Genomic DNA, 22,146 nt, shown 5'->3' with positions numbered 1-22,146 from the left:
GGCCCCTGACCTGTGAAGACGCCCTCCCACGTCTTCCAGCGTCAGGGGCCGTTCTTCGTGGATCTGCTGCCCTGCCGTGAGCCCCGGACGCCGGGGCCTGCAGCTCCCGCGTGACTCAGCGGGAGATCACGACCTTCAGCGCCTTGGTCTCCGCGGCGCGGCCGAAGGTGTCGTAGGCGTCCATCATCTCGTCGAGCTTGAAGTGATGGGTCGCGAACTTCTCGGCCGCCAGCTTGTGCTGGGCGACCAGCTTCAGCAGCATCGGCGTGGTCGAGGTGCTGACCAGGCCCATCGTGATCGCGATGTCCATGATCCACAGGTCCTGCAGCTGCAGCTCCACCGGCGCTCCGTGCACGCCCACGTTGGCGATGGTTCCACCGGGCCGGATGATCGTGGTGCAGGCGTCGAACGTCGCCGGGATGCCCACGGCCTCGATCGCCACGTCCACGCCAAGCCCGTCCGTCATCGCGAGCACCTGCTCTCGCCAGTCGGGGTCGCCGCTGTTGACGACGTCGGTCGCCCCGAAGCTCAGCGCCTGCTGCAGCCGGTTGGCGTCGAGATCCAGCGCGATGATCCGGGCCGCGCCGTACAGGGTGGCGGTCATCATCGCGGCCAGGCCGATCGGCCCGGAGCCGACCACGGCGACCACGTCGCCAGGCTTCACCTTGCCGTACCTGACGCCGATCTCGAACGAGGTCGGGAGGATGTCGGACAACATGACTGCGGCCTCGTCCCTGACGCCCTCGGGCAGCTTGTAGACGGAGTTGTCCGCGAACGGCACACGGACCAGCTCCGCCTGGGTGCCGTCGATGAGGTGACCGAAGATCCAGCCGATGCCGCTGGCGCCCTCGTCGGCCAGACAGTGCGCGTAGAGGCCCTGGTGACAGTACGAGCAGGCGCCGCAGGCGCTGATGCACGAGAGCAGCACCCGGTCGCCGACGGCCACCGTGGAGACCGCGGAGCCCACCTCGGTGACGGTGCCGATCCCCTCGTGACCGAGGATCCGGCCCTCCGTGACCGCCGGCACGTCGCCCTTGAGGATGTGCAGGTCCGTGCCGCAGATCGTGGTCGTATCGATCCGCACGATGACGTCGGTCGGTTGCTGGATCCGCGGATCGGGAACGTCCTCCCAAGCCTTGCTGCCGGGGCCGTGGTAGACCAGTGCCTTCATTTCTCCCCCTGAGATGTGTCGGTCGCCTGATGCGGCCGCGAGTTCCGGGTCCACTGGTGCCGTCACCAGCGTCACAACAAACCTCGGTCTCTAGCCCACTATCTCCCCGGAAGCGGATACCTGCCCTGTCACACGCGTCGAGGCCTTCGCGGCGATGCCTGTCTAGGTGGACGCGCTCGGTGACCCGGGGGAACCGTCGAGGTAGCGCAGGACGGCCGCCACCCGCCGGTCGGTGTGGTCGTCCGGAGCCAGGTCCAGCTTCATGAAGATGTTGCGGATGTGCTTGTGCACCGCGTTGTCGGTGATGTGCAGGCGCTCGCTGATGGCCGCGTTGCCCAGTCCCTCGGCCATCACCGAGAGCACCTCACGCTCACGCGCTGTCAGCCGCTCGAGCGGGTCGCCGGAACGCTTCTGGGCGAACAGCTGGGCGACCACCTCAGGGTCGATCGCCGTACCGCCGTCGGCCACCCGCTGCAGGGCCTCGACGAACGCCTCCACCCGACCCACCCGCTCCTTGAGCAGGTAGCCCACCCGCTCCGTGCCGTCGGCCAGGAGGTCGGTGGCAAAGCTCTGCTCGACGTACGCCGAGAGGACCAGGACCGCCAGCTCGGGATGGGCACGCCGTGCTGCGACGGCGGCCTTGATCCCTTCGTCGGTGTGGGTCGGCGGCATCCGTACGTCGACGACCGCGAGGTCGGGCCGATGGTCGGCGACCGCTGCCAGGAAGGAGTCCGGGTCACCGGTGGCGGCGACGACGTCGAAACCCTCCCCGCGCAGCACCAGACTCAGCCCTTCCCGCAGCAGGGTGTCGTCCTCGGCGATCACGATCCGCACGGCAGCTCCACCCCTACCTCCGTCGGTCCCCCAGGTGGACTGGTCACCCAGGCTCGGCCGTCGAGCGCCTCGACCCGGCGGATGATGCCGGCCAGACCCGTACCGTCGGCCGGGTCCGCGCTCCCGCGCCCGTCATCGCTGACCCGCACGTGCAGCCGGCCGGCGTCGAGGCGCACCTCGACCTCGGCCCGATCTGCCCGGCTGTGCTTGGACACGTTGGTCAACGCCTCGGCGACCACGAAGTAGGCGGTCGCCTCGACGCTGGCCGGGCAGCGCACCGGGACGTCGATGGTCACCGTGCAGGGCACCGCACAGTCGGCGGCAAGCGCGTTGACGGCTCCCGCGAGGCCGCGGTTCTCCAGCACCGGCGGCAGGATCGAGCGGACGACGGCTCGCAGCTCGGCGAGTGCGTCCTCCGTGGTGTCCTGAGCACGCGCGAGGATCTCCTCGGCCCGGACGGGATCGCGCGGCACCTCGCGGCGCGCGGCGCCGATCAGCACGGCCACTCCGACCACCCGGTTCTGCGCCCCGTCGTGCAGAGCGCGCTCGATGCGGCGCAGCTCAACCGTGTGGGCGTCGAGGGCCGCGGCCCGCGTCGCGGTCAGCTGGGCCACCCGCGCCGAGAGATCGATGCCCGGCGGCGGACCGAGCAGGCGCAGGCCGGGCTCCGCCTGCCACCGGAGCAGACGAGGCGCCCCGACGAACCAGAGCGCGAAGGCGATCACCGCGATCAGGGGCCCGAGGAGCGCACGGCTGTCGCTGCTCGCCGGCAGCAACCCGTTCAGCAGCTCCTGCTCCCCCACGCCCACGTACTGCCACCACAGCGGGTACGCGAGGTCGTGCACGGTGATCAGCAAGAGCTGCACGACCACCGCGCCAAGGAAGACCCCGAACGTCCCGTGGATCACCAGCCAGCCGAGCTCCCGTCTCGTGGCCGGGTCAGCGGCCTGCTCCTCGGGGGACCCGCTCCGGCTGAGCGGCTCGTCGACGACGTAGCCCAGCCGTCGCAGACGCTCACGTTCGAGATCGCTCAACCAGCGCAGCCACGCGAGGGAGGGCAGGACCAGGCGCCGACCCACGCGCAGGAACCACAGGACGGCGACCACGATCCCGAACGGCAGGCTGGCCGCAGCGAGGAGCCCGATGCCCGCGCCGTAGGCGGTATAGCCGGTGCTGTGCACCGCATCGCGCAGTCGGCCGCGGAGGCTCCGCCCGGGGCCCGTCGCCTGTTCGCTGTCCATCGGCCGTCACGCTACCCTCCGGCGCACCAGAGGTCGGTACAGCGGGCTGTACCGTCGGTTGACCAGGTGGCTGGATGGGCCTGGCGGCCCGCCGTTCCTACCGTCGAGACATGAGCTTTCACACTCCCTCGATCCACGCGCTGGAGCTGCGCGACGTCACCAAGACGTACGGCCCCGTGCACGCCCTCGACCGGGTCAGCCTGCAGGTCCCGCGAGGCAGCTTCCTCGCCGTGATGGGCCCGTCCGGCTCCGGCAAGTCGACGTTGCTGCAGTGCGCAGCCGGTCTGGACACGCCGACCTCGGGCCAGGTCGTCATCGGCGGTCGCGAGATCTCCGGGCTGAACGAGACCGAGCGCACGCTCCTCCGCCGCGGGGCGGTCGGGTTCGTCTTCCAGTCGTACAACCTGCTGCCCTCCTTGAGCGTGGAGGAGAACATCCGCCTCCCGCTGCGAGTCGCCGGAACCGACGGCGACGACGCATGGCTGGCCGAGGTGATCGATCGCATCGGCCTGCGACCGTTCCTGCGACGCCGTCCCGCCGAGCTGTCGGGTGGGCAGCAGCAGCGCGTCGCGATCGCGCGCTCCTTGGCGGCTCGCCCCGAGGTGGTCTTCGCCGACGAGCCGACCGGCGCCCTGGACGCTCGTACGGCGAGCGAGGTGCTCGGCCTGCTGCGTGACCTCGTCGACGACGTCGGTCAGACGGTGGTGATGGTGACCCACGATCCCCTTGCCGCGCACCGCGCCCACGCCACGGTGGTGATGGACGAGGGTCGCATCCAGGACTACCTGGTGGACCCCACGCCGGAGATGCTCGCCGGAACCCTGGTCGGAGCCCGATGATGCCCGCCTCCACCCGACTCCCGGCCCGCGCGCTCGCACGGGGGCACCTCGGCGCCCTGCTCGCCGTCGCGTTCGCCATCTTCGGCGGAACCGCGCTCATCTCGGCCGGCGCCGTGCTCACCGAGACGAGCCTCAGTGCGCAGGCACCGCCTGAGCGCCTCGCCGGCGCCGCGGTGCTGGTCTCGGCCCCCCAGCAGGTCGAGGTCGTCGAGGACTTCGACGTACGGCTGACCGAACGCGCCCCCGTTCCCACCGCCCTCGCCGGCCGGATCGCCGACGTCCCGGAGGTAGCAGCCGCGGCCGCCGACGTGACGTTCCCGGTCTCGCTCACCGCTCCCGGCAGCGACCGCACCGTGACCGACGACGCCCACAGCTGGGCGGTTGCCGCCCTGGGCGATCCGGCACTCCGTGGGACCGCTCCGCGCACGACCGGCGACGTCGTGGTCAACGAAGAGGCCGCCGAGTCGGCCGGGCTCGCCGTCGGTGACCGTCTCGACCTGACCGTCGGCGACGCGCACCGGAGCGTACGAATCACCGGCATCGTCGACTCCCCCGGAGCCGTCCACCTGGCGCCGGTGGAGGCGGCGGCGTTGGCTCCTCTGCCCGACGGTGTCAGCGACCTCATCGCGGTCGGGTTGAGCGAGGACGCGGACACCGCCGAGGTCGCCGCCGACATCGAGGACGCCGTCGGCGGTGACTACACCGTGACGACAGGCGACGCCCGAGGCGCGGTGGAGTCGCTCGCGATCGGCAACGCCCGGGGCGAGCTGCTGGAGCTGGCCGCCTCGCTGGCCGGGATCCTTCTGCTGCTGGTCGGCTTCATCACCGCGGGCGCCCTGGCGATCTCGGTGGCCAACCAACGCCGCGAGCTCGCGTTGCTGCGTGCGGTGGGAGCGACCCCGCGCCAGATCAGGAGTCTGGTCGCCAGGCAGGCGAGCCTGGCAGCGCTGGTCGGGCTGGCGCCCGGTGTGGCACTCGGCTACGTCCTCGCCGGGTGGTTCTGCGACGAGCTGGCCCGGGCCGGCGTCGTCTCCACGGCGCTGCCGGTCGCGTACACGCCGATCGCCGGCCTCACCGTGGCCGCGCTGACCCTGCTGGTCGTCCAGTGCGCCGCCCGCCTCGCTGTCTGGCGGGCGTCGCGACGCCCGGCCACGGAGGCGATGGGAGACGCCCAGGTCGAGCCTCGCCGCCCGTCGCGGATCCGGACCGCGACCGGACTGACGCTCATCGCCGCGTCCCTTGCCCCGGCGTTCCTCGCCCTGGTGATACCCGGGGAGGAGGCCTTCTTGTCCGCGGTCAGCGGGACCCTGCTCGGCATCGTGGGGCTCGCCGTCGCCGGGCCGGCACTCGCGCGCACGATCACCGGCCGGCTGGCGCGGCGCAGCGACGGCCGAACCAGCGCAACCGGCTGGCTGGCGCTCAACAACACCCACGCCTACGCACTGCGGACCGCCGGGTCGGTGAGCGTGCTGGCCCTCGCGATCGGCCTCACGCTCACGCAGGTGTACGCCCAGTCGACCCTGGAGGACGTGACCCGCGCCGAGCAGTCGGCGGGCATGATCGCCGATATGCGGATCAGCGGTCCGCTCACGGCGGGCGACGTCACCACTCTCGCCGCGACCCCCGGGGTCGACGCCGCGGTGCCTCTCGTCCCGACCACCGTGCTGCGTACGAGCAGGACGCTCGGTGATGCGACGGCAGAGCGATACCCCGCGCTGGGCGTCGGACCCGAGGCACCACACGTGCTGGACCTCGACGTCGCTGCCGGTGACCTGGCTGATCTGCGCGGCGACAGCATCGCCCTGGACGTCAACGCCGCACGACGATGGGGCGTCGCTGTGGGCGACCGGACAGAGCTGCGCCTCGGCAACGGCGTGGCCGTGAATCCCCTCGTCGTGGCCACGTATCGCCGAGGCTTCGGGTTCGGCGGCGTGATCGCCTCGACCGACCTGCTGACGTCCCACGGCCTGGCACGGTCGCTCGACACCGTGCTCGTCGACGGCGACAGCGCTGCCGTCACCGCGTGGGCCGAGGACCACCCCGCCCACGCGGTGGCCTCCGGGTCGTCCCTGAACGGGGCGTCGGACGTGGACCGCTGGATCAGCCTGATCGTCCTGGTGCCGATGCTCGGCTACGTGCTGGTCGCGGTCGGCAACAGCCTGCGCACCGCCACGGGACGACGACGTGAGGAGCTCGCCCTGCTCCGGATGGTCGGCGCCACACCACGGCAGATCAGGGCGATGGTGACCCGCGAGGCAGCGCTGATCTCGGCGTTGGCGATCACCGCGGGCCTGATCTTGTCGGTGCTCCCGATGTCCGTGCTCGCCCTGGGAGTGGTGGGCCGACCCTGGCCGCAGGGCCCACTGTGGCTGATCCCGGCGGCCAGCATCGTCGTGGCGCTCATCGCGACGGGCTCGATGCGTGCCGCCACGCGACGCATCCTGCAGCGACCGGTCATGGGGTGACGATGTCGCGAGACTCCGACCAGGCCTCGAAGCCACCGACGAGGTCGGCGACGTCGCGGAGCCCGAGCCGGGTGAGCGTGTACGCCGCCAGGCTCGACCCATACCCCTCGTTGCACACCAGCACGATGCGACGACCCGGATCGTCGTGGCCGACCAGCCGGTGCGGACTGGTCGGGTCGAGCCGCCACTCGAGGACGTTGCGGTCGATCACCACAGCGCCCGGCAGCGGGCCGTCGGTGCTTCGCTGCTCGCTCGGCCGGATGTCGACGACGAGTGCGCCAGCGGCCGCCTCTCGCTCGAGATCCGCGGGCTGCACCCGGTCGATGTGTCGGCGGCAGTCTGTCAGCAGCCGATCGACGGCAGAAACCTGAAGGTCGCTCACCAGACCATTCTCACCGCGGTGTCCATGGCGGCACCTCCTGTTCGTCAAGAGGCAAAGACGAGCAAGGAGACCACCATGTACATCTACATCCCGACGACGCCGGAGACCTACCCGGAGATGGTTCTCGACGAGGCACACCGCCGTGTCGCCCGCCTCGAGCGTGAGCGGGCGCGGCGTGCCGAGCGGCGCGCCCGCCGCCGGCGCCGACTCAAGTCGTTGCGGAGCTGGCGGCGCGCGGACTACGCTCCGCCGCAGGAGGACCGATGAAGTACCTCATGTTCATCTGTGGTGACGAGAACCTCGACCTCTCGCCGGAGGAGACCGCAGCGATCAACACCGCGACCGAAGCCTGGGTCCGAGAAGCGACCGAGCGCGGCGTACGCCTCGAGGGCAACCGTCTGGCCCGTACGGAGACGGCCACCAGCGTCCGTTCCCGTGACGGTGAGCTGCTCGTGACGGACGGACCCTTCGCCGAGACGAGGGAGCAGGTCGGCGGGTACGACGTGCTGGAGTGCGCCGATCTCGACGAGGCGCTCGAGGTCGCCGCCTCGCACCCGGTCGCGACGATCGGCACGATCGAGCTTCGGCCGTTCTGGGGCCCGTGACCGTCGACGCAGCCCTCACGCAGGCGTTCCGCTCGGGGTGGGCGCGGATCGTCGCGACGCTCATCCGGACCACCGGCGACTGGGACCTGGCCGAGGAGTGCACGCAGGACGCGTTCGCGCGGGCGACGGAGGTGTGGCCACGCGACGGGGTCCCCGACGCGCCCGTCGCCTGGCTCACCACGGTCGCCCGGAACCGCGCGTTCGACCGCCTGCGCCGGGCGACGACCGAGGCGTCGAAGCTGAAGGAGGTCGCGGCCGCGCCGGCAGTGGAGGAGGTCGCCGTCGACGACGACCTGCCGGACGACCGGTTGCGGCTGATGTTCACCTGCTGCCATCCGGCGCTGCCGCTGGAGGGCCGCGTCGCACTCACCCTGCGCACCGTCGCCGGCCTCACCACGGCCGAGATCGCGCGGATGTTCCTCGTCCCGGAGCCGACGATGGCCAAGCGGCTCGTCCGCGCCAAGCACAAGATCCGCGCGACCGGCATCCCCTTCCGGGTCCCACCCCCTCACCTCCGGGCCGAACGACTCAGCGGCGTTCTCGCCGTGGTCTACCTCCTCTTCACCGAGGGCTACGCCGCGACTCGGGGTGACGACCTCCTACGGCGAGGTCTGTGCGAGGAGGCGATCCGGCTCAGCCGAGTGCTCGCCACCCTCATGCCGGACGAGTCGGAGGTGCTCGGACTGGCGGCGCTCCTCCTGCTCCAGGACTCCCGTCGCGACGCGCGGGTCGACGCCGACGGGCGGATCGTCACCCTCGAGGAGCAGGACCGGTCCCGGTGGGACGCCCGAGCGATCGGGGAAGGCCGTGCTCTCCTGGCGCGCACGCGCGCCGCCGGCCCGTACGTCCTCCAGGCCCGCATCGCGACGTGCCACGCTGCCGCGCCGACAGCCGCGAGCACCGACTGGAGACGGATCGCCGGCCTCTACGGGCAGCTTGCCGAGCTCGCGCGGTCGCCCGTCGTCGCGCTCAACCGCGCCGTCGCGGTCGGCATGGCCGAGGGGCCGGAGGCCGGACTGACGCTGGTCGCTGAGCTGGAGGGGAGCGGCGCGCTGCAGGGCAACCACCTCCTGCCGGCCGTCAAGGCCGACCTGCTGCGCCGGCTCGGACACGCCGACGAGGCTCGCACGTCGTACGAGGAGGCACACGCGCTCGCCCGCAACCAGCCCGAACGCGACCACCTCGCCCGAAGGACCGCGGAGCTCGGCACACCGACGTGAGAGCGACCGGCCGAGGCACGACGCGCGCGATGGGGCAGGCTGTGCCTCATGTACTTCGTCGGAGTCGACCTCGCGTGGGGTGAGCGCAAGCCGACGGGCCTCGCGGTCATCGACGCGACGGGGCACCTGGTGCACGTGTCCGCGGCACGGACGGACGACGAGATCACCGAGGCGTTGGAGCCGTACACCGCGGGTGACTGCCTCGTGGCGATCGACGCACCTCTCATCGTCACCAACGCCTCCGGCAACCGGCCCGCCGAGGCCGCGCTCAACCGGGACTTCGCGCGCTTCGACGCCGGCGCTCACCCGTCCAACACCGCCAAGCCCGAGTTCTCCGAGAAGCCCCGCGGTGCACGACTCGCGGCGCGACTCGGGGTGGACATGAACCCGCGCTCGGGGCGTGCTCGCCGGGCCATCGAGGTCTATCCGCACCCGGCGACGGTCGCCCTCTTCCGACTGGGTCGGACGCTGAAGTACAAGAACAAGCCCGGGCGCGACCTCGAGCAGCTCCGTACCGAGCTGATCGTGCTGCTCGGCCTCATCGAAGGGCTCAGCGCCGCCGACCCGCGTCTGGTCGTGGACACGGCCGAGGCCGGGGACACGTGGCGCGCCCTGCGCGAGGCCGCCGAGGCGGCCGAGCGCAAGAGCACGCTCCGCGTGGTGGAGGACCAGGTCGACGCGGTGCTGTGCGCGTACGTCGGTCTCTTCGCGACCCGGCGCCCGGACGAGACCACCACGTACGGGGACTTCGAGACGGGCTACATCGTCACGCCGAGCCTCCCCGAGGGGTTGAGCCCCGCGCCACGGGCGAAGCGGATCGTCGCGCCCACCACCCGCGATCCCCGGTCAGCCGTGCGCGAGTACGCCGAGCGGCAACCGCGGCTGCGGGCATCCGCTGCCGAGTTCGTGCGGCTGGTGACCTCGATCCTCGACGACGCCGGCATCAACTACCTGACGGTGACCGGGCGTGCGAAGTCAGTCGCGTCCTTCGCCGACAAGGCGACGCGTACGGCCGACGGGGAGCCCGTCTTCACCGACCCGCTCCGCGAGATCACCGACCAGATCGGGATCCGGGTCATCACCTACGTGCAGAGCGACGTCCAGGCCGTCGTCGACCTGTTGGACGACCAGGTCGTCGTCCACGACGACCGCGACATGGGGCGGGAGACGGCGAGCGAGGGCCGGTTCGGGTACGCGAGCCGACACCTGCTGATCAGCCTCGGGGCGGACGGTGACGCCCAGCACCCGGACCTCGCCGGGCTCCGTGCCCAGGTGCAGGTCAGGACGGTGCTGCAGCACGCGTGGGCGGAGTTCGAGCACGACATCCGCTACAAGGGCACCGTCCCCGACGAGCACGTCCCCGACCTCGACCGCCGATTCACCCTGGCGGCCGGGCTGCTGGAGCTGGCCGACCGCGAGTTCTCCACGATCCGGGAGCGCCTCCGCGGCTCGCTGACCGATCCCGGGCTCGACGAGGGCGGGGAGGACCCCCGCATCACGCCTCGCGACCTCGCCGCGTTCCTGGCCGACCGCTATCCCGACGCGGGCTGGTCACGGCCCGACCACTACGACTGGATCGCCGGGCTGGTGCTGGAGCTGGGGATCACCTCGCTCACCGAGCTGGGCGAGATCCTGCGCTCGGTCGACGTCGCCGCCGTCACCGAGCGGATGGCCTACCGCTACCCACCGGGCGCCGTGCGCAGGCTCGACGACGCCCTCCTGCGGGAATACGGCGAGCAGTACATCGCGCTGCACGGGAACGCGCACCGCGTGCCGCTCCTGCGCGCGCGGCTCGCCAAGATGTCCGACGGCCCGTCCTCGGCGGGTGACCCCGACGGGTGACTCCGACGGTCACTCGGTGCCGACGAGCCCTGTCTGGTAGGCGACGACGACCAGCTGCGCGCGGTCCCGCGCTCCGAGCTTGGTCATCGCACGGCTGACGTGGGTGCGAGCGGTGGCAGGGCTGAGGAAGAGCTCGCCACCGATCTCGCCGTTGCTCATCCCCTTGCCGACCAGCGCGAGGACCTCGCGCTCACGGTCGGTGAGGACGGCGAGCCGCTCGTCGGAGGCCTGGGCGGCCTGGCGGCGTACGGCGAGCTCGGCGATGAGCCGTCGCGTGATCCGCGGGGCGAGCAGCGCCTCACCGGCGGCGACGACGCGGATGCCGTGCAGCAGCTCGGCCGGACCGGCGTCCTTGAGAAGGAACCCGCTGGCACCGGCCTGCAGGCCCTCGAAGACGTATGTGTCGGTGTCGTAGGTGGTGAGGATGAGCACGCGGACGTCGCGGAGACCCTCGATCGCGGCGATCCCCCGCGTGGCCTCGATCCCGTCGACCCGGGGCATCCGGATGTCCATGAGGACGACGTCCGGGCGGTGGGCGAGCGCGAGGCGTACGGCCTCGGCTCCGTCGCTCGCCTCACCGACCACCGCGATATCGTCCTCGACCTCCAAAAGCAGCCGAAGCCCAGAGCGGACGAGGCCCTCGTCGTCGACCAGGAGCACACGGATCGGTCGACCGTCGGTCGCGCCGTCACCGCCGCTCACGGGACGACCGTCCCGGGCGTCAGCGGCAGCCTCGCGACCACCTGGAAGCCGCCGGCGGGCGTCGGGCGAGCGTCGAGGTCACCGCCGAGGAGCTGACACCTCTCGCGCATCCCGCGGAGGCCCCTCCCCGGCTCTCCCGGCGACGCCCCGGGCCTGATGCCGCCATTCCGGCCGTCGTCGGCGACCCGGAGCTCGACCGTGCGGTGGTCGCAGCTCAGCGCGACGGTGACCTTCGTGGGCCCCGCGTGCCGGATCACGTTCGTGACCGACTCCTGCAAGATCCGGTAGACCGCCCCTCCGACCGCGCTCGACACGGGTACGTCGGCGCCGGTGCGCTCGAACGTCAGGTCGAGGCCGGCTTCGCGCGCGGTGTGAGTGAGCTCGTCGAGATCGGCCATGCCCGGCTGTGGCGCGCGGTCGTCCCGGTCGTCGCGCAGGACCCCGAGGATCGCGCGCATCTCGTCGAGAGCCCGCGAGCTGGTGCGCTCGATGGCCTCGAGGGTCGCCCGCGCCTCATCGGGTCGCCGATCGAGCACGTGCGCGGTGACGCCCGCCTGGACGTTGATCACGGCGATGGCATGGGCCACGGTGTCGTGGACCTCCCGGGCGATCCGCAGCCGCTCCTCGTCGACCCTCCTGCGTGCCTCCTCCTCACGCGTCCGCTCGGCCAGCTCGGCCCGCTCGAGGGCCTCGGCCGCGATCACCCGCCGCGACCGGACGCTCTCGCCGAGCGCCGCGCTCATCACCGTCGCGCCGATCCGGAAGAAGATCCAGCCGACCGCGGCCCTCGGCTCGACGTCGGCACCCGCCACCAGCCACACGACGCTCATCACGATGATCACGGACGCCGCCAGAGCGAGGGACCGGTGGCCGTCCCCGAGCGCGGTGAGCGTGTAGGTCGCCACGAAGAGCGCGATCCACCCCGGACCGTCGGGGTAGTCGAGGGAGTAGTACGTGACGCTGGCGAGCGCGGTCGCGAGGAACACCGCCACCGGCCACCGGCGGCGTACGACCAGGGCGGCCGCGCTCGCCGCGAGCAGCACGAGGCCGAGCCCTCCGAAGTCCGCGAGCGGGCGGATGACCGTCGCCGGCTCGGCCTCGACCTTGCTCACCGTGCCCTGGACCTGGAGGACCACCACCACGAGCGCGAGCACCGCGTCCTGCGCCCGTGCGGGCAGGCGGTAGCGGTCGAGACGCTCGATCGTGAGCATGAACCGATCCTACGGTCCGGCGACCGGGTCGCGGCTCCGTCGAGAAGCGCGACCACGTACGTCGACGGGCGTACGTGCGAGCCCGGAGCGCACGTCCCACGCACGAGGAAGAGACGTCCGACGGAGGACGCGGGACCGCGTGGATGCTCGCGACCATCGGTGTCATGACGCCACCTCCGACTCACACCGAGCCCATGACCGAGGCTGTGCCAGACCGCCGTACCCGCATGGAACGGTTGGCCGGCTTCGCCGGCCGCCACCGCTGGACCGCTCTCGCCTGCTGGCTGGTCCTGCTCGTCGCAGCGACGTTCGCCGGCCAGGCGGTCGGCGATGCGTACGACGACGACTTCTCCCTCCCCGACACGCAGTCGCAAGAGGTCGCCGACCTGCTCGAGACGCATGCCCCGACCCGCTCGGGCGACACCGTCGTCGTCGTGCTGCACGACGACGGCGGCTGGGCCAGCGACGTCGACCTCGATGCCCTGACCCGTGACCTCGCCGCCGTGGACCAGGTCGAGTCCGTCACGCCGCCGGACGCGCAGCGAGGCACCGTCTCGAGCGACGGGACGGTGGGTCTCGTCGAGGTCACGCTCGAGGGCAGGACGGGCGACGCGCCGCCCGCGACCTACGAGGAGCTCATCGAGGTCGCCGGGTCGTACGACTCGGGCCCGCTGCAGGTCGAGCTCTCCGGTGCCGGCGTACGGCAGGTCGAGGGCGGTGGGGGGTCGACCGCCGAGGCGGTCGGGCTGCTCGCGGCGGTGGTGATCCTGGTGCTGATGTTCGGGTCGTTCCTGGCGGCGAGTCTGCCGCTCATCACCGCCGTGCTCGCGGTGGGGTCCACCCTCGGGTTGACGGTCCTGCTGTCGCACGTGCTCACCATCCCCAGCTACACCCCCGCCATGCTGGCGCTGGTCGGTCTGGGCGTGGGCATCGACTACTCCCTGCTGATCTTCAGCCGGTACCGCAGCGAGCTGCTCGCCGGGGCCGGCAGGGACCGGGCAAGCCGCGTCGCGCTCGACACGGCCGGACGATCGGTGCTGTTCGCCGGCGCCAGCGTGATCCTCGCCCTTGGGGGCCTGTTCACCCTCGGCGTCGACGCGTACGAAGGTGCCGTCACGGCGGTCGCCCTCACCGTCCTCGTGACGATGCTCGCCTCCGTCACCCTCCTCCCCGCGCTGCTGAGCCTCTTCGGCAGACGGATCGAGAAGCGGGTCCACCGGCATGCCGCGAAGCGGGGCCGCGGCACCGGTCAGGTCTGGCGCCGCTGGGCATGGTGGGTGCAACGCGCGCCCTGGCCGGCCCTGGTCGTCTCCGTCGTCGCACTCGGAGCGCTCGCGATCCCGGCGGGGAGCATGAACCTCGGCTTCAGCGACGCCGGCACCGACGACGAGAGCACGACCGCGCGGGCGGCGTACGACCTGGTCAGCGAGAAGTTCGGGCCTGGCGCCAACGGTCCGCTGGTCGTCGTCACCGAGGGCACGGAGGACCAGGCGCGGTCGGCGTACGCCGAGCTGGCTTCGCACCCCGGCATCATCGGAGACCGGGTGTCACCGCCGGTCGCCGTCGCCGACGGTCTGTTCCTCATCCGGGCCGAGCCGACGACCGGCCCTCAGGACGAGGCGACCGCAGACCTGGTGACCGCCCTCCGAGACGATCTCGGCGAACCGCATCTCGTGGGTGGCGCCACCGCGGCGTACGTCGACTTCTCCGACACGATGGCCGACCGGTTCCCTGTGTTCGTCCTCTGCGTCGTGGGGCTGTCCAGCCTCCTCCTGATGTGGGTCTTCCGATCGGTCGCCGTCGCCGTCAAGGCGGCGCTGCTCAACGTCCTCTCCATCGGCGCGGCGCTCGGCGCGATGACGCTCGTCTTCCAGGAGGGATACCTCGGAGCGCAGGCCGGTCCGATCGAGGCGTTCCTGCCCGTCTTCGTCTTCGCGATCGTGTTCGGGCTCTCCATGGACTACGAGGTCTTCCTGCTCTCCCGGATGCGGGAGGAATGGCTGCGGACCGGGGACGCGAGCCTGGCGGTTCGCGAAGGGCTGGCCCACACCGGCGGCGTCATCACGGCGGCGGCCGCGATCATGGTCGTCGTGTTCGGGTCGTTCGTCCTGTCACCCGACCGGATGCTGCAGCAGATGGGCTTCGCCATGGCGGTCGCCGTGCTCTTGGACGCCCTGGTGATCAGGTGCCTCGCCGTCCCTGCGGTGATGGGTCTCCTGGGTGCCCGTGCGTGGTGGATGCCGAGGAGAAGCTCTCCTTCCCGAAACCGCGGGCAGGAGGCACCGGCGTGACCTAGGGTTGCTGCAAGTCATTCGCAACAACGTCGGCCTCGCAACTGTGCGATCCGTGGCGGCCTGAAAGGGCGGTGGCAACGCGATGCGCGGAGCGCTCCAGAGCGACCGACGACTCCGTCGGGGAGGGGTCCGCGGCCTCGTCGCGATCGTGGCCGCGGCCCTCGCGCTGGCCGGGTGCGGAGCCGGAGGTGGATCCTCCGAGCCGGGCGCGAGGACGACGATCCGGGTGGCGACCATGGAGCCGGTGGGGATCCTGGACCCGTGGGACTTCGTGGGCCAGTTCCATGCGCTGGACCTGGTGTACGAGCCGCTGATCGCCTACGGCGAGGGTGGTGCGCTGGAGCCGGCGCTGGCGGAGTCCTGGGACGTGTCCGGCGACGGGTTGACGGTCACCTTCGCGCTCCGTGAGGGCGTGCGGTTCCACGACGGCACCGACTTCGACGCCGCGGCGGCGAAGTTCAACCTCGAGCAGTGGGTCGGCAAGGAGAAGTTCGCCTTCCTCGGCGGCTCCCGGGCGATCTCTTCGATCGAGACACCGGCCTCCCACACGCTGGTCCTTCGGCTGTCGGCGCCGTACCCCCCGTTGCTCCAGGAGCTGACGATCGTCCGCCCGGTGCGGTTCCTGAGTCCGGCCGCGGCTCCCGGCGGCTCGTACCGCGAGCCGGTCGGGACAGGTCCGTGGAAGGTCGTCTCCTCGACCGACACCTCGGGCTCGTTCGTGCGCAACGACGACTACTGGGGACCCGAGCCGGAGATCGAGCGGGTCGAGATGAGGGTCATCCCGGACTCGCAGACCCGACTCTCGGCGCTGCGTGCGGGCGAGGTCGACCTCATCGGCGGCGGGTACCTGTCCCCGATCAACGCCGTGGAGGCCGCCAGCATCGCCGACGACCCGTCGCTCGATCTGGTGACCGGCGACCCGGACACGACGATGTCGCTCACCTTCAACCGTCGCGGCCCGCTCGCCGAGCGAGCGGTCCGTGAGGCGGTGTCCCTCGCCACCGACGTGGAGGCGATCAACGACGTGCTCTACGGAGGGAAGGAGTACGTCGCTCGCAGCTACTTCCCGCCCTCCGTGCCCCACAGTGGCACCCCGACGACGCGACGGTACGACCCCCACGAGGCGGAGCGGGTGCTCGACAGGGCGGGATGGACGATGAAGGGCTCGACCCGGGCCAAGGACGGTCGCCCGCTCCGGCTCGAGCTGCTGCTGGTGTCCGACCCCGTCCACGGGATGACCGACTCGCGGACGACCGGGCAGGCCCTTCAGGACGCGCTGGCCACGATCGGCATCGAGGTCGAGCTGACCGTGGTCGACGGCGCCACGTACTTCGACCAGCAGGCTGCGGGTCGGTTCGACCTGGCCTTCTCCACCACCTACGGAGCGCCGTACGACCCGGCGAACAGCGCGCTGTCGTTCCTGTCCAGCACGGCCGACACCCCTACCTGGAGCTCCCCCGCGCTCGACACCCTGGTCGACCGGTCGGTCTCGGCGGGTGACCCGGCCACGCGCGACTCCTCCTACCAGGCCGTCTACGACCTCCTGGAGCGGGACGTGGCGTTCGTCCCGATCACCCATCCCCCTCGCTACTACGCCGTGCGTTCGAAGGTCGACGGGTTCCGCGTCCCGCCGCACGAGTACCGCCTCGACCTCACCCACGTGACCCTCGGCTGACCGGCAGCCGACGGACGGGTTGGGAGGGGCCGAGGTGATGGACGGACGACGACGGCAGGCACTGACGGGTCACGTGCTCTCGGCTGTCGTCGTACTGCTGGTGCTCACGTTCGGGACGTTCTCGCTGATCCGGGTGACGCCGGGCAGCACGGCCACGTCGATCGCCGTCCGGCAGGCGGGGCCCGGAGCGAGCCAGGAGCAGATCGAGCGGATCCGTCGCGAGCTCAAGCTGGACGAGTCGGTGGTCGCCCAGTACGGCGTCTGGCTCACCCGTGCCCTGCGCGGCGACCTCGGCCGCTCCGAGCGGTCGGGGCGTCCGATCGCTGCCGAGACCGGCGAGAAGCTGCCCCGTACGGTGTTCCTCGGCCTTGGCAGTGCCCTCCTCGCCCTGGTCATGGGCTTCGGCGCCGGCATCGTCGCTGCGGTCGTCCGACGCGGGCCGCTGCCGGGTGTCCTGCGCGCGGTGGCACTCGTGGGGGTGTCGGTGCCGACGTTCTGGATGAGCTTCGTGCTCATCGCGGTCTTCTCCGAGCGCCTCAGCCTGCTGCCCACCTCGGGCCAGTCTGGTCCGGTGTCCTGGATCATGCCGTGGCTGGTGCTCGCGATCCCCGCTGCCGGGACGATCAGCCGGGTGGTCGCGGTCTCGCTGAGCGAGGCGCTCCGACAGCAGTACGTCACAGCCGCCCGCGCCCGCGGCGTCGCCGCCTGGTCGCCCACCGTGCGGGACGCCCTGCCGAACGCGGTGGGCGCGACGCTCAACGTCACCGCCCTCCAGCTGGGGACGCTGCTCACCGGGAGCGTGGTCGTCGAGACGGTGTTCGGGTGGCCCGGGGTCGGCGCCTGGTTCGTGGACTCCGTGACGTTCCGCGACAGCGGCGCCATCCTCGCCGGGGTCCTGGTGTTCGCGGTCGCCTTCATCCTCCTCACCCGCACCATCGACGTGGTCCAGACCGCCGCCGATCCGCGGCTGCGCCGCACGGAAGTCCGGTGACCCGGAGATGAGAGGCAACGTACGGCTCGTGGTCCTGGCCCTCCCCCTGGTCACCATCTCGCTGGCGGGGCTGCTCGCTCCCTGGGTCGCCCCGCAGTCACCGACCAGCACCGACCTCTCGGCGAGCCTGCTGCCACCGAGCGGCGGCCACTGGCTGGGCACCGACCAGCTGGGCCGCGACCAGCTCAGCCGCATCATCTGGGCAGCGCGCACCTCCATGACCGTGACCGCTGCGGTGATGGTCGTCTCGTTCGTCGTGGGGGTGACCGTCGGCGCTCTCGGCGCCTACCTGGGTGGCGTCGTGGACCGCGTCGTGACGTGGGTGGTCGAGCTGGCCCTGAGCGTTCCCTCGATGCTGCTCGCCCTGGCAGTCCTGGGGATCCGTGGCAACAGCGCCCCGAACCTGATCCTGGCGCTCTCGGTGGTCGGGTGGGCCGCCTACGCCCGCATCGCCCGCGGAGCCGTGCTCGGCTACCGCGGCTCCCCGGCCGCCGACGCCCTCGTCGGTCTGGGCACCCACCCGATCCGCATCGTCGCCGTCCACGTCGTGCCGACCGCAGCCCGCCCCGCGGCCGTGTTCGCCAGCACCGACGTCGGCGTCGTCGTGCTGACCGTCGCGGGACTGAGCTTCCTCGGACTCGGCATCTCTCCGCCCACACCCGAGTGGGGGCAGATGCTGGTCGAGTCACGGCCGTACCTCGGCTCCGCCTGGTGGCTCTGGCTCCCGCCCGGACTCGCCGTCACCGCCGTCGCCCTGTCCAGCAACCTGATCGGCGAGCACCTCGGTGTCGCCCCGGAGCTTCGCCGCTGGCGGCTTCGCCGGACGCCGGACGCGTCCCGCCGTACCGTCGCCCGCGACGTGGGTCGGGACGCGGAGCAGCCGGTGCCCTCCGCCGGCCCTGAGCCGCTGCTGCGGGTGAGCGGGTTGCGAGTCGATCTCGACACCCCTGCCGGTCCGGTCACCGCGCTGCACGGGGTGGACTACGCAGTACGGCCCGGTGAGGTGCTCGCCCTGGTCGGAGAGAGCGGCTCAGGCAAGACCGTCTCGGTCATGGGTCCGCTCGGACTGCTGGACGCGCGCGCCCGCGTCACCGGTCGCGCGAGCTACCAGGGCACCGAGCTGATCGGCGCCCCCGAGGAGACCTTGCGCCGGGTACGGGGAGCGGGCGTGGCCGTCGTCTTCCAGGATCCGTACGCCGCCCTCAACCCGCTCCGTAGGGTCGGCTCGGTCGTCGCCGAGGCGCTCCGACCGCCCGCTCGGGGTGACGCGGCGCGCGAACGCGTGAAGGAGCTCCTCGAGGCAGTGGGCCTGCCGCGCCCGGACGTGACGATCGACCAGTACCCGCACGAGCTCTCAGGGGGGATGCGGCAGCGGGTTCTGATCGCTGCGGCGCTGGCCGGTGAGCCGACGGTGCTGATCGCCGACGAACCCACGTCCTCCCTCGACGTCACCGTGCAGTCCGAGATCCTCGACCTCCTGCGCGACCTCGGCCGACGGCGGGACATGGCCGTGGTCCTCATCAGCCACGACCTCGCGGTCGTCGCCGACGTCGCCGACCGCGTCCTCGTGATGTACGCCGGCCGGGCGGTGGAGGAGGCGCCGACCGGCGCGCTGATCTCCTCCCCGCTGCACCCCTACACCCGCGGCCTGATCGATGCCGTCCCCGTCGTCGGCCGTCCCACCGGGACGCGCTTCGCCACGCTGCCCGAGTCCGACCATGTCTCCGCCGGTCGAGAGCCGGTCGACGGGGGGTGTTCGTTCGCAGGGCGCTGCGTCCTCCGCGAGGAGGCCTGCCTCACCGGGGCGATCCCGCTGTCCCCTGCCGCCGCCGCACACCCGGACGGGGTCGGGGGCCTCACTGGCGCGCACCAGGTGGCCTGCCCGCCCGCGCTCGTCCGTGCGCACCATCGGCAGCACGAGCCCGAGGCAGCGCGGTGAGCACGCCGATGCTGGAGGTCACGGGCCTCACCGTCAGCCATGCCGACCGCGACCGCCCCGGTGGCCGGCTCGTCGCGGTCGACGACGTGAGCCTGAGCGTGGGGGCCGGGGAGATCCTCGGACTGGTCGGTGAGTCGGGGTGCGGCAAGTCGACGCTCGCCCGCGCGGTCGTCGGTCTCCAGCCGGTCGACCGCGGATCGGTCCTGCTCGACGGCGTCGACGCGCGCGCGCTGAGCCGGTGTCGTCGGCGCTCGCACCGTCGTCGGGCGCAGATGGTGTTCCAGAACCCGTTCACCTCGCTCGACCCCCATCGGACGATCGGGGCAGCGATCACCGAGGCCCTCGCCGTCGGCGGCACCGTTCCGAGAGCGGCCCGTCGAGCGCGCGTCGCCGACCTGCTCGACCTGGTCGGCCTCGACCCCGCTCTCACGACCCGTCGGCCGCGGGAGCTCAGCGGCGGCCAGTGCCAGCGCGTCGCCATCGCCCGCGCGCTGGCGGTCGAGCCCCGGCTCCTGGTCTGCGACGAGCCGGTCACCGCCCTCGACGTGTCGGTCCAGGCCCGCATCCTCAACCTGTTCATGCACCTTCGCGACACGCTCGGCACGGCATGCCTGTTCATCACCCACGACCTGTCGGTGCTGGCACAGCTCGCCGACCGCATCGCCGTCATGCACGAGGGACGGATCGTCGAGGACGGACCGACGCACGAGGTGCTCACCCGTCCCCGTGACCCGCAGACCCGGCGCCTCCTGGACGCCGTACCGACATTCGCCCGAGAAAGCGCCATGAGAGGACAGCGATGAGGACACAGACGAGTGCCGAGACCGCAGCGGACCAGGGTCGGCGAGCGGTGGCCCGGAGCCTGGTGGCGTCGTGGGAACGCCAGCAGGAGGCCTACATCGCCCATCGGGAGACCCGCTTCGACCTGATGCTGGACCTCGTCGAGCGGCTGTCGCCGTCCGGTCCGGACCGACCCCGGATCCTCGACCTCGCCTGTGGGCCGGGGTCCCTGTCGGCGCGCGTCCTCGACCGGTTTCCTCACGCCGACGTGGTGGCTGTCGACCTCGACCCCCTCCTGCTGACCCTGGGACGGTTGGACCACGCCGACCGCGAGCGGCAGCCGACGTGGGTCCGCGCCGACCTGCGCGACCCCGGGTGGACCGGTCTGCTGCCCGTCGCGCCGTACGACGCGATCGTCTCCACCACCGCACTGCACTGGCTCACCGACGAGCAGCTGGCCACCCTCTACCGGCAGCTGTACGCGCTGCTCGTCCCTGACGGCCTGTTCCTCAACGGCGACTACCTGCCCGCCAGTCGACCGTGGGGCGCCATCGCGACCGTCGTGCGGGAGATCGGCGAGTCGCGCAAGGACGCGGCGATCAGCGCCGGCGCCGACGACTGGGAGACCTGGTGGTCGGCCGTGCGCGCCACGCCTGAGCTCGCCGAGGAGGTGGCCGACCACGACGCGACGTTCGAGGGCACGACGCGCGGGGACGCGCCCAGCCTCGAGCTCCACGTCCGAGCGCTGCGCGACGGCGGCTTCGCCGAGGTCGAGCTGGTCTGGCACGACCTGACCGAAGGCCTGCTCTGTGCGCTGAAGACCGGCTCGTCGAGTCCGGAGCGATGAGTCCTGCTCAAGGCAGTCTGGGCGGACTACTGGCTAGGGAATACTGACCCGCGGGAGGTGGGCTCATGGCGGACACGTCGGGACCGGGCACCGGATGGCAGGCCGTGCTGCGGGCAGAGGGCTACCGGCTGACCCCTCAGCGCGAGCTCGTCCTCCGCGCCGTCGAGCGCCTGGGGCACGCGACCGTGGAGGAGGTCCATCAGGACGTCGTGCGCCAGCACGCGTCGGTGAACATCTCGACGGTCTACCGGACGCTCGCCCTGCTGGACGAGTTCGGTCTGATCCGCCAGGTCTACCTGACCGACCGCACACCGGTGTACCACTCCACATCGGTCCCGTCGCACGTGCACCTGTCCTGCACCGGTTGCGGTCAGGTCATCGACGCAGACCCCGACGACTTCACGCCGCTGGCCGCCACCCTCGTCCGCAAGCACGGGTTCGCCCCGCACGTGGACCGGCTGGTGCTCTCCGGGCTCTGCGCCGACTGCCGCCGCCGTGAGTCCGACGCCGACCCCGGACCTACAGGTGGTCAGGAACGGTCAGCGCGTCCGGGTCCGACCGTGGAGGGATGAAGGAGAGCGCCGTCTGGACGAGTGCGGTACGGGCCTTCAGGAGGGCCTTCCGACGGATGCCGCGCACGTCACCGAGTCTCTCCTCGACCGCAGCCGCGATCTGCTCCTCGGTGAACGAGGGCCGTGTGCCGACCTCGACCTCGACGTCGGGCAGGCTCACGAGGACCGGCAGGAGCTGGTCACCGATCCCGCTCATCAGCTGATAGCGCTCGTAGCGAGAAAGACCCTCCCACGCCTCGTCGACGTCGCGCCGGCCCTTGCGCACGTCCTTGTCCTGCGACGCCATCACGGCCTTCGCGACGCCGGTGACCGCTGCCGACAGCTCGTGCTCGGTGAACCTCATGCTCCGATCATGCCGGGCGTCGACCGACGCCCGGCGACCGCTCCCCTCAGCGACGACGGAGACGGCTGAGCCAGCCGCCTGAGCGGTCCTCGGCGGGATGACCCGAGCACCACTGGGCTGCATCGACGCCTGCCTTCACCTGGGCGACGTGCTGACCACAGCCCGCCCACGTCGTCTTTCCGCAGGTACGGCA

General features: G+C 71.8%; 20 protein-coding genes. 13 read left to right on the top strand and 7 right to left on the bottom strand.

All coding sequences use genetic code 11. The features are described 5' to 3' along the window. Window positions 1-115 precede the first annotated feature (115 nt). The 3 genes from KV100_RS17185 to KV100_RS17175 form a co-directional block, all read right to left on the bottom strand. A complete protein-coding gene (locus tag KV100_RS17185) occupies window positions 116-1,171 on the bottom strand; it encodes a zinc-dependent alcohol dehydrogenase family protein (protein WP_220344313.1) in 1,056 nt (351 codons plus the stop codon). 162 nt (window positions 1,172-1,333) lie between these two features. Next, window positions 1,334-2,005, bottom strand: a complete 672-nt coding sequence (locus KV100_RS17180) for a response regulator transcription factor (RefSeq protein ID WP_220344312.1) — start codon at window positions 2,003-2,005, stop codon at window positions 1,334-1,336. Next, entirely contained in the window at window positions 1,993-3,246 is a 1,254-nt protein-coding gene (locus KV100_RS17175) for a sensor histidine kinase (RefSeq protein WP_220344311.1), read from the bottom strand. The genes KV100_RS17180 and KV100_RS17175 overlap by 13 nt, the downstream gene beginning before the upstream one ends. A gap of 110 nt (window positions 3,247-3,356) precedes the next feature. Between KV100_RS17175 and KV100_RS17170 the strand changes: the two genes are divergently transcribed. Together KV100_RS17170 and KV100_RS17165 are read left to right on the top strand one after the other, a co-directional pair. Then, on the top strand, window positions 3,357-4,085 hold the full coding sequence (locus KV100_RS17170) for an ABC transporter ATP-binding protein (protein ID WP_220344310.1): 729 nt from the start codon (window positions 3,357-3,359) through the stop codon (window positions 4,083-4,085). After that, window positions 4,085-6,550, top strand: coding sequence for an ABC transporter permease (locus tag KV100_RS17165; RefSeq protein WP_220344309.1), 2,466 nt, complete (start codon window positions 4,085-4,087; stop codon window positions 6,548-6,550). The genes KV100_RS17170 and KV100_RS17165 overlap by 1 nt, the downstream gene beginning before the upstream one ends. On the opposite strand, the gene KV100_RS17160 is transcribed toward KV100_RS17165, so the two are convergent. Then, window positions 6,540-6,932 carry a rhodanese-like domain-containing protein gene (locus tag KV100_RS17160; RefSeq protein ID WP_301022931.1) on the bottom strand — a complete coding sequence of 131 codons (393 nt, stop codon included), beginning with the start codon at window positions 6,930-6,932 and terminating at the stop codon, window positions 6,540-6,542. The two genes, KV100_RS17165 and KV100_RS17160, sit on opposite strands and share 11 nt — an antisense overlap. Before the next feature lie 75 nt (window positions 6,933-7,007). Between KV100_RS17160 and KV100_RS17155 the strand changes: the two genes are divergently transcribed. The 4 genes from KV100_RS17155 to KV100_RS17140 are packed head-to-tail and all read left to right on the top strand — an operon-like array spanning window position 7,008 to window position 10,599. Further along, a complete protein-coding gene (locus KV100_RS17155) occupies window positions 7,008-7,199 on the top strand; it encodes a hypothetical protein (protein ID WP_220344308.1) in 192 nt (63 codons plus the stop codon). After that, window positions 7,196-7,537, top strand: a complete 342-nt coding sequence (locus KV100_RS17150; protein WP_220344307.1) for a YciI family protein — start codon at window positions 7,196-7,198, stop codon at window positions 7,535-7,537. The genes KV100_RS17155 and KV100_RS17150 overlap by 4 nt, the downstream gene beginning before the upstream one ends. Next, complete coding sequence (locus KV100_RS17145; RefSeq protein ID WP_308291469.1) at window positions 7,534-8,757, top strand: sigma-70 family RNA polymerase sigma factor; 1,224 nt, start codon at window positions 7,534-7,536, stop codon at window positions 8,755-8,757. Before KV100_RS17150 ends, KV100_RS17145 begins: the two co-directional genes overlap by 4 nt. A 48-nt stretch (window positions 8,758-8,805) precedes the next feature. Then, window positions 8,806-10,599: a DUF429 domain-containing protein gene (locus KV100_RS17140; RefSeq protein WP_220344306.1), complete on the top strand. Its 1,794-nt coding sequence runs from the start codon at window positions 8,806-8,808 to the stop codon at window positions 10,597-10,599. 9 nt (window positions 10,600-10,608) lie between these two features. Here KV100_RS17140 and KV100_RS17135 read toward each other — a convergent pair whose 3' ends face one another. Together KV100_RS17135 and KV100_RS17130 are read right to left on the bottom strand one after the other, a co-directional pair. After that, on the bottom strand, window positions 10,609-11,301 hold the full coding sequence (locus tag KV100_RS17135; RefSeq protein WP_308291468.1) for a response regulator transcription factor: 693 nt from the start codon (window positions 11,299-11,301) through the stop codon (window positions 10,609-10,611). Then, entirely contained in the window at window positions 11,298-12,512 is a 1,215-nt protein-coding gene (locus tag KV100_RS17130) for a sensor histidine kinase (protein WP_220344305.1), read from the bottom strand. The genes KV100_RS17135 and KV100_RS17130 overlap by 4 nt, the downstream gene beginning before the upstream one ends. A 194-nt stretch (window positions 12,513-12,706) precedes the next feature. On the opposite strand from KV100_RS17130, the gene KV100_RS17125 reads away from it, so the two are divergent. The 7 genes from KV100_RS17125 (at window position 12,707) to KV100_RS17095 (ending at window position 21,610) form a co-directional block, all read left to right on the top strand. Then, window positions 12,707-14,803, top strand: a complete 2,097-nt coding sequence (locus KV100_RS17125; RefSeq protein WP_220344304.1) for an MMPL family transporter — start codon at window positions 12,707-12,709, stop codon at window positions 14,801-14,803. An 85-nt stretch (window positions 14,804-14,888) separates the two neighbouring features. Beyond that, on the top strand, window positions 14,889-16,481 hold the full coding sequence (locus tag KV100_RS17120) for an ABC transporter substrate-binding protein (RefSeq protein WP_220344303.1): 1,593 nt from the start codon (window positions 14,889-14,891) through the stop codon (window positions 16,479-16,481). A 37-nt stretch (window positions 16,482-16,518) separates the two neighbouring features. After that, window positions 16,519-17,472, top strand: a complete 954-nt coding sequence (locus KV100_RS17115; protein ID WP_220344302.1) for an ABC transporter permease — start codon at window positions 16,519-16,521, stop codon at window positions 17,470-17,472. Window positions 17,473-17,479: 7 nt separating this feature from the next. Continuing rightward, entirely contained in the window at window positions 17,480-19,411 is a 1,932-nt protein-coding gene (locus KV100_RS17110; RefSeq protein WP_220344301.1) for a dipeptide/oligopeptide/nickel ABC transporter permease/ATP-binding protein, read from the top strand. Beyond that, window positions 19,408-20,214 (top strand): ABC transporter ATP-binding protein, encoded by an 807-nt coding sequence (locus tag KV100_RS17105; protein ID WP_220344300.1) that lies wholly within the window; start codon window positions 19,408-19,410, stop codon window positions 20,212-20,214. Before KV100_RS17110 ends, KV100_RS17105 begins: the two co-directional genes overlap by 4 nt. Beyond that, complete coding sequence (locus KV100_RS17100) at window positions 20,211-21,038, top strand: trans-aconitate 2-methyltransferase (protein ID WP_220344299.1); 828 nt, start codon at window positions 20,211-20,213, stop codon at window positions 21,036-21,038. Before KV100_RS17105 ends, KV100_RS17100 begins: the two co-directional genes overlap by 4 nt. A gap of 65 nt (window positions 21,039-21,103) precedes the next feature. Continuing rightward, window positions 21,104-21,610 (top strand): Fur family transcriptional regulator, encoded by a 507-nt coding sequence (locus KV100_RS17095; RefSeq protein WP_220344298.1) that lies wholly within the window; start codon window positions 21,104-21,106, stop codon window positions 21,608-21,610. Here the strand turns inward: KV100_RS17095 and KV100_RS17090 are convergent. Continuing rightward, window positions 21,558-21,953 (bottom strand): hypothetical protein, encoded by a 396-nt coding sequence (locus tag KV100_RS17090; protein ID WP_220344297.1) that lies wholly within the window; start codon window positions 21,951-21,953, stop codon window positions 21,558-21,560. The two genes, KV100_RS17095 and KV100_RS17090, sit on opposite strands and share 53 nt — an antisense overlap. Window positions 21,954-22,146 lie beyond the last annotated feature (193 nt).

It is taken from the genome of Mumia sp. zg.B21, assembly GCF_019550855.1.
In the GTDB taxonomy this organism is placed as follows: Bacteria; Actinomycetota; Actinomycetes; order Propionibacteriales; family Nocardioidaceae; genus Mumia.
The sequence above is the reverse complement of the archived record's forward strand: the minus strand, read 5'-3'. Positions and strand labels throughout refer to the sequence as shown.

What these genes read in the sequence shown, in the direction of transcription:
- KV100_RS17090 (WP_220344297.1), bottom strand. Translation starts at nt 21,953, where the DNA reads ATGAGGTTCACCGAGCACGAGCTGTCGGCAGCGGTCACCGGCGTCGCG.
- KV100_RS17120 (WP_220344303.1), top strand. Translation starts at nt 14,889, where the DNA reads ATGCGCGGAGCGCTCCAGAGCGACCGACGACTCCGTCGGGGAGGGGTC.
- KV100_RS17170 (WP_220344310.1), top strand. Translation starts at nt 3,357, where the DNA reads ATGAGCTTTCACACTCCCTCGATCCACGCGCTGGAGCTGCGCGACGTC.
- KV100_RS17130 (WP_220344305.1), bottom strand. Translation starts at nt 12,512, where the DNA reads ATGCTCACGATCGAGCGTCTCGACCGCTACCGCCTGCCCGCACGGGCG.
- KV100_RS17115 (WP_220344302.1), top strand. Translation starts at nt 16,519, where the DNA reads ATGGACGGACGACGACGGCAGGCACTGACGGGTCACGTGCTCTCGGCT.
- KV100_RS17110 (WP_220344301.1), top strand. Translation starts at nt 17,480, where the DNA reads ATGAGAGGCAACGTACGGCTCGTGGTCCTGGCCCTCCCCCTGGTCACC.
- KV100_RS17165 (WP_220344309.1), top strand. Translation starts at nt 4,085, where the DNA reads ATGCCCGCCTCCACCCGACTCCCGGCCCGCGCGCTCGCACGGGGGCAC.
- KV100_RS17125 (WP_220344304.1), top strand. Translation starts at nt 12,707, where the DNA reads ATGACCGAGGCTGTGCCAGACCGCCGTACCCGCATGGAACGGTTGGCC.
- KV100_RS17150 (WP_220344307.1), top strand. Translation starts at nt 7,196, where the DNA reads ATGAAGTACCTCATGTTCATCTGTGGTGACGAGAACCTCGACCTCTCG.
- KV100_RS17175 (WP_220344311.1), bottom strand. Translation starts at nt 3,246, where the DNA reads ATGGACAGCGAACAGGCGACGGGCCCCGGGCGGAGCCTCCGCGGCCGA.
- KV100_RS17155 (WP_220344308.1), top strand. Translation starts at nt 7,008, where the DNA reads ATGTACATCTACATCCCGACGACGCCGGAGACCTACCCGGAGATGGTT.
- KV100_RS17185 (WP_220344313.1), bottom strand. Translation starts at nt 1,171, where the DNA reads ATGAAGGCACTGGTCTACCACGGCCCCGGCAGCAAGGCTTGGGAGGAC.
- KV100_RS17095 (WP_220344298.1), top strand. Translation starts at nt 21,104, where the DNA reads ATGGCGGACACGTCGGGACCGGGCACCGGATGGCAGGCCGTGCTGCGG.
- KV100_RS17100 (WP_220344299.1), top strand. Translation starts at nt 20,211, where the DNA reads ATGAGGACACAGACGAGTGCCGAGACCGCAGCGGACCAGGGTCGGCGA.
- KV100_RS17140 (WP_220344306.1), top strand. Translation starts at nt 8,806, where the DNA reads ATGTACTTCGTCGGAGTCGACCTCGCGTGGGGTGAGCGCAAGCCGACG.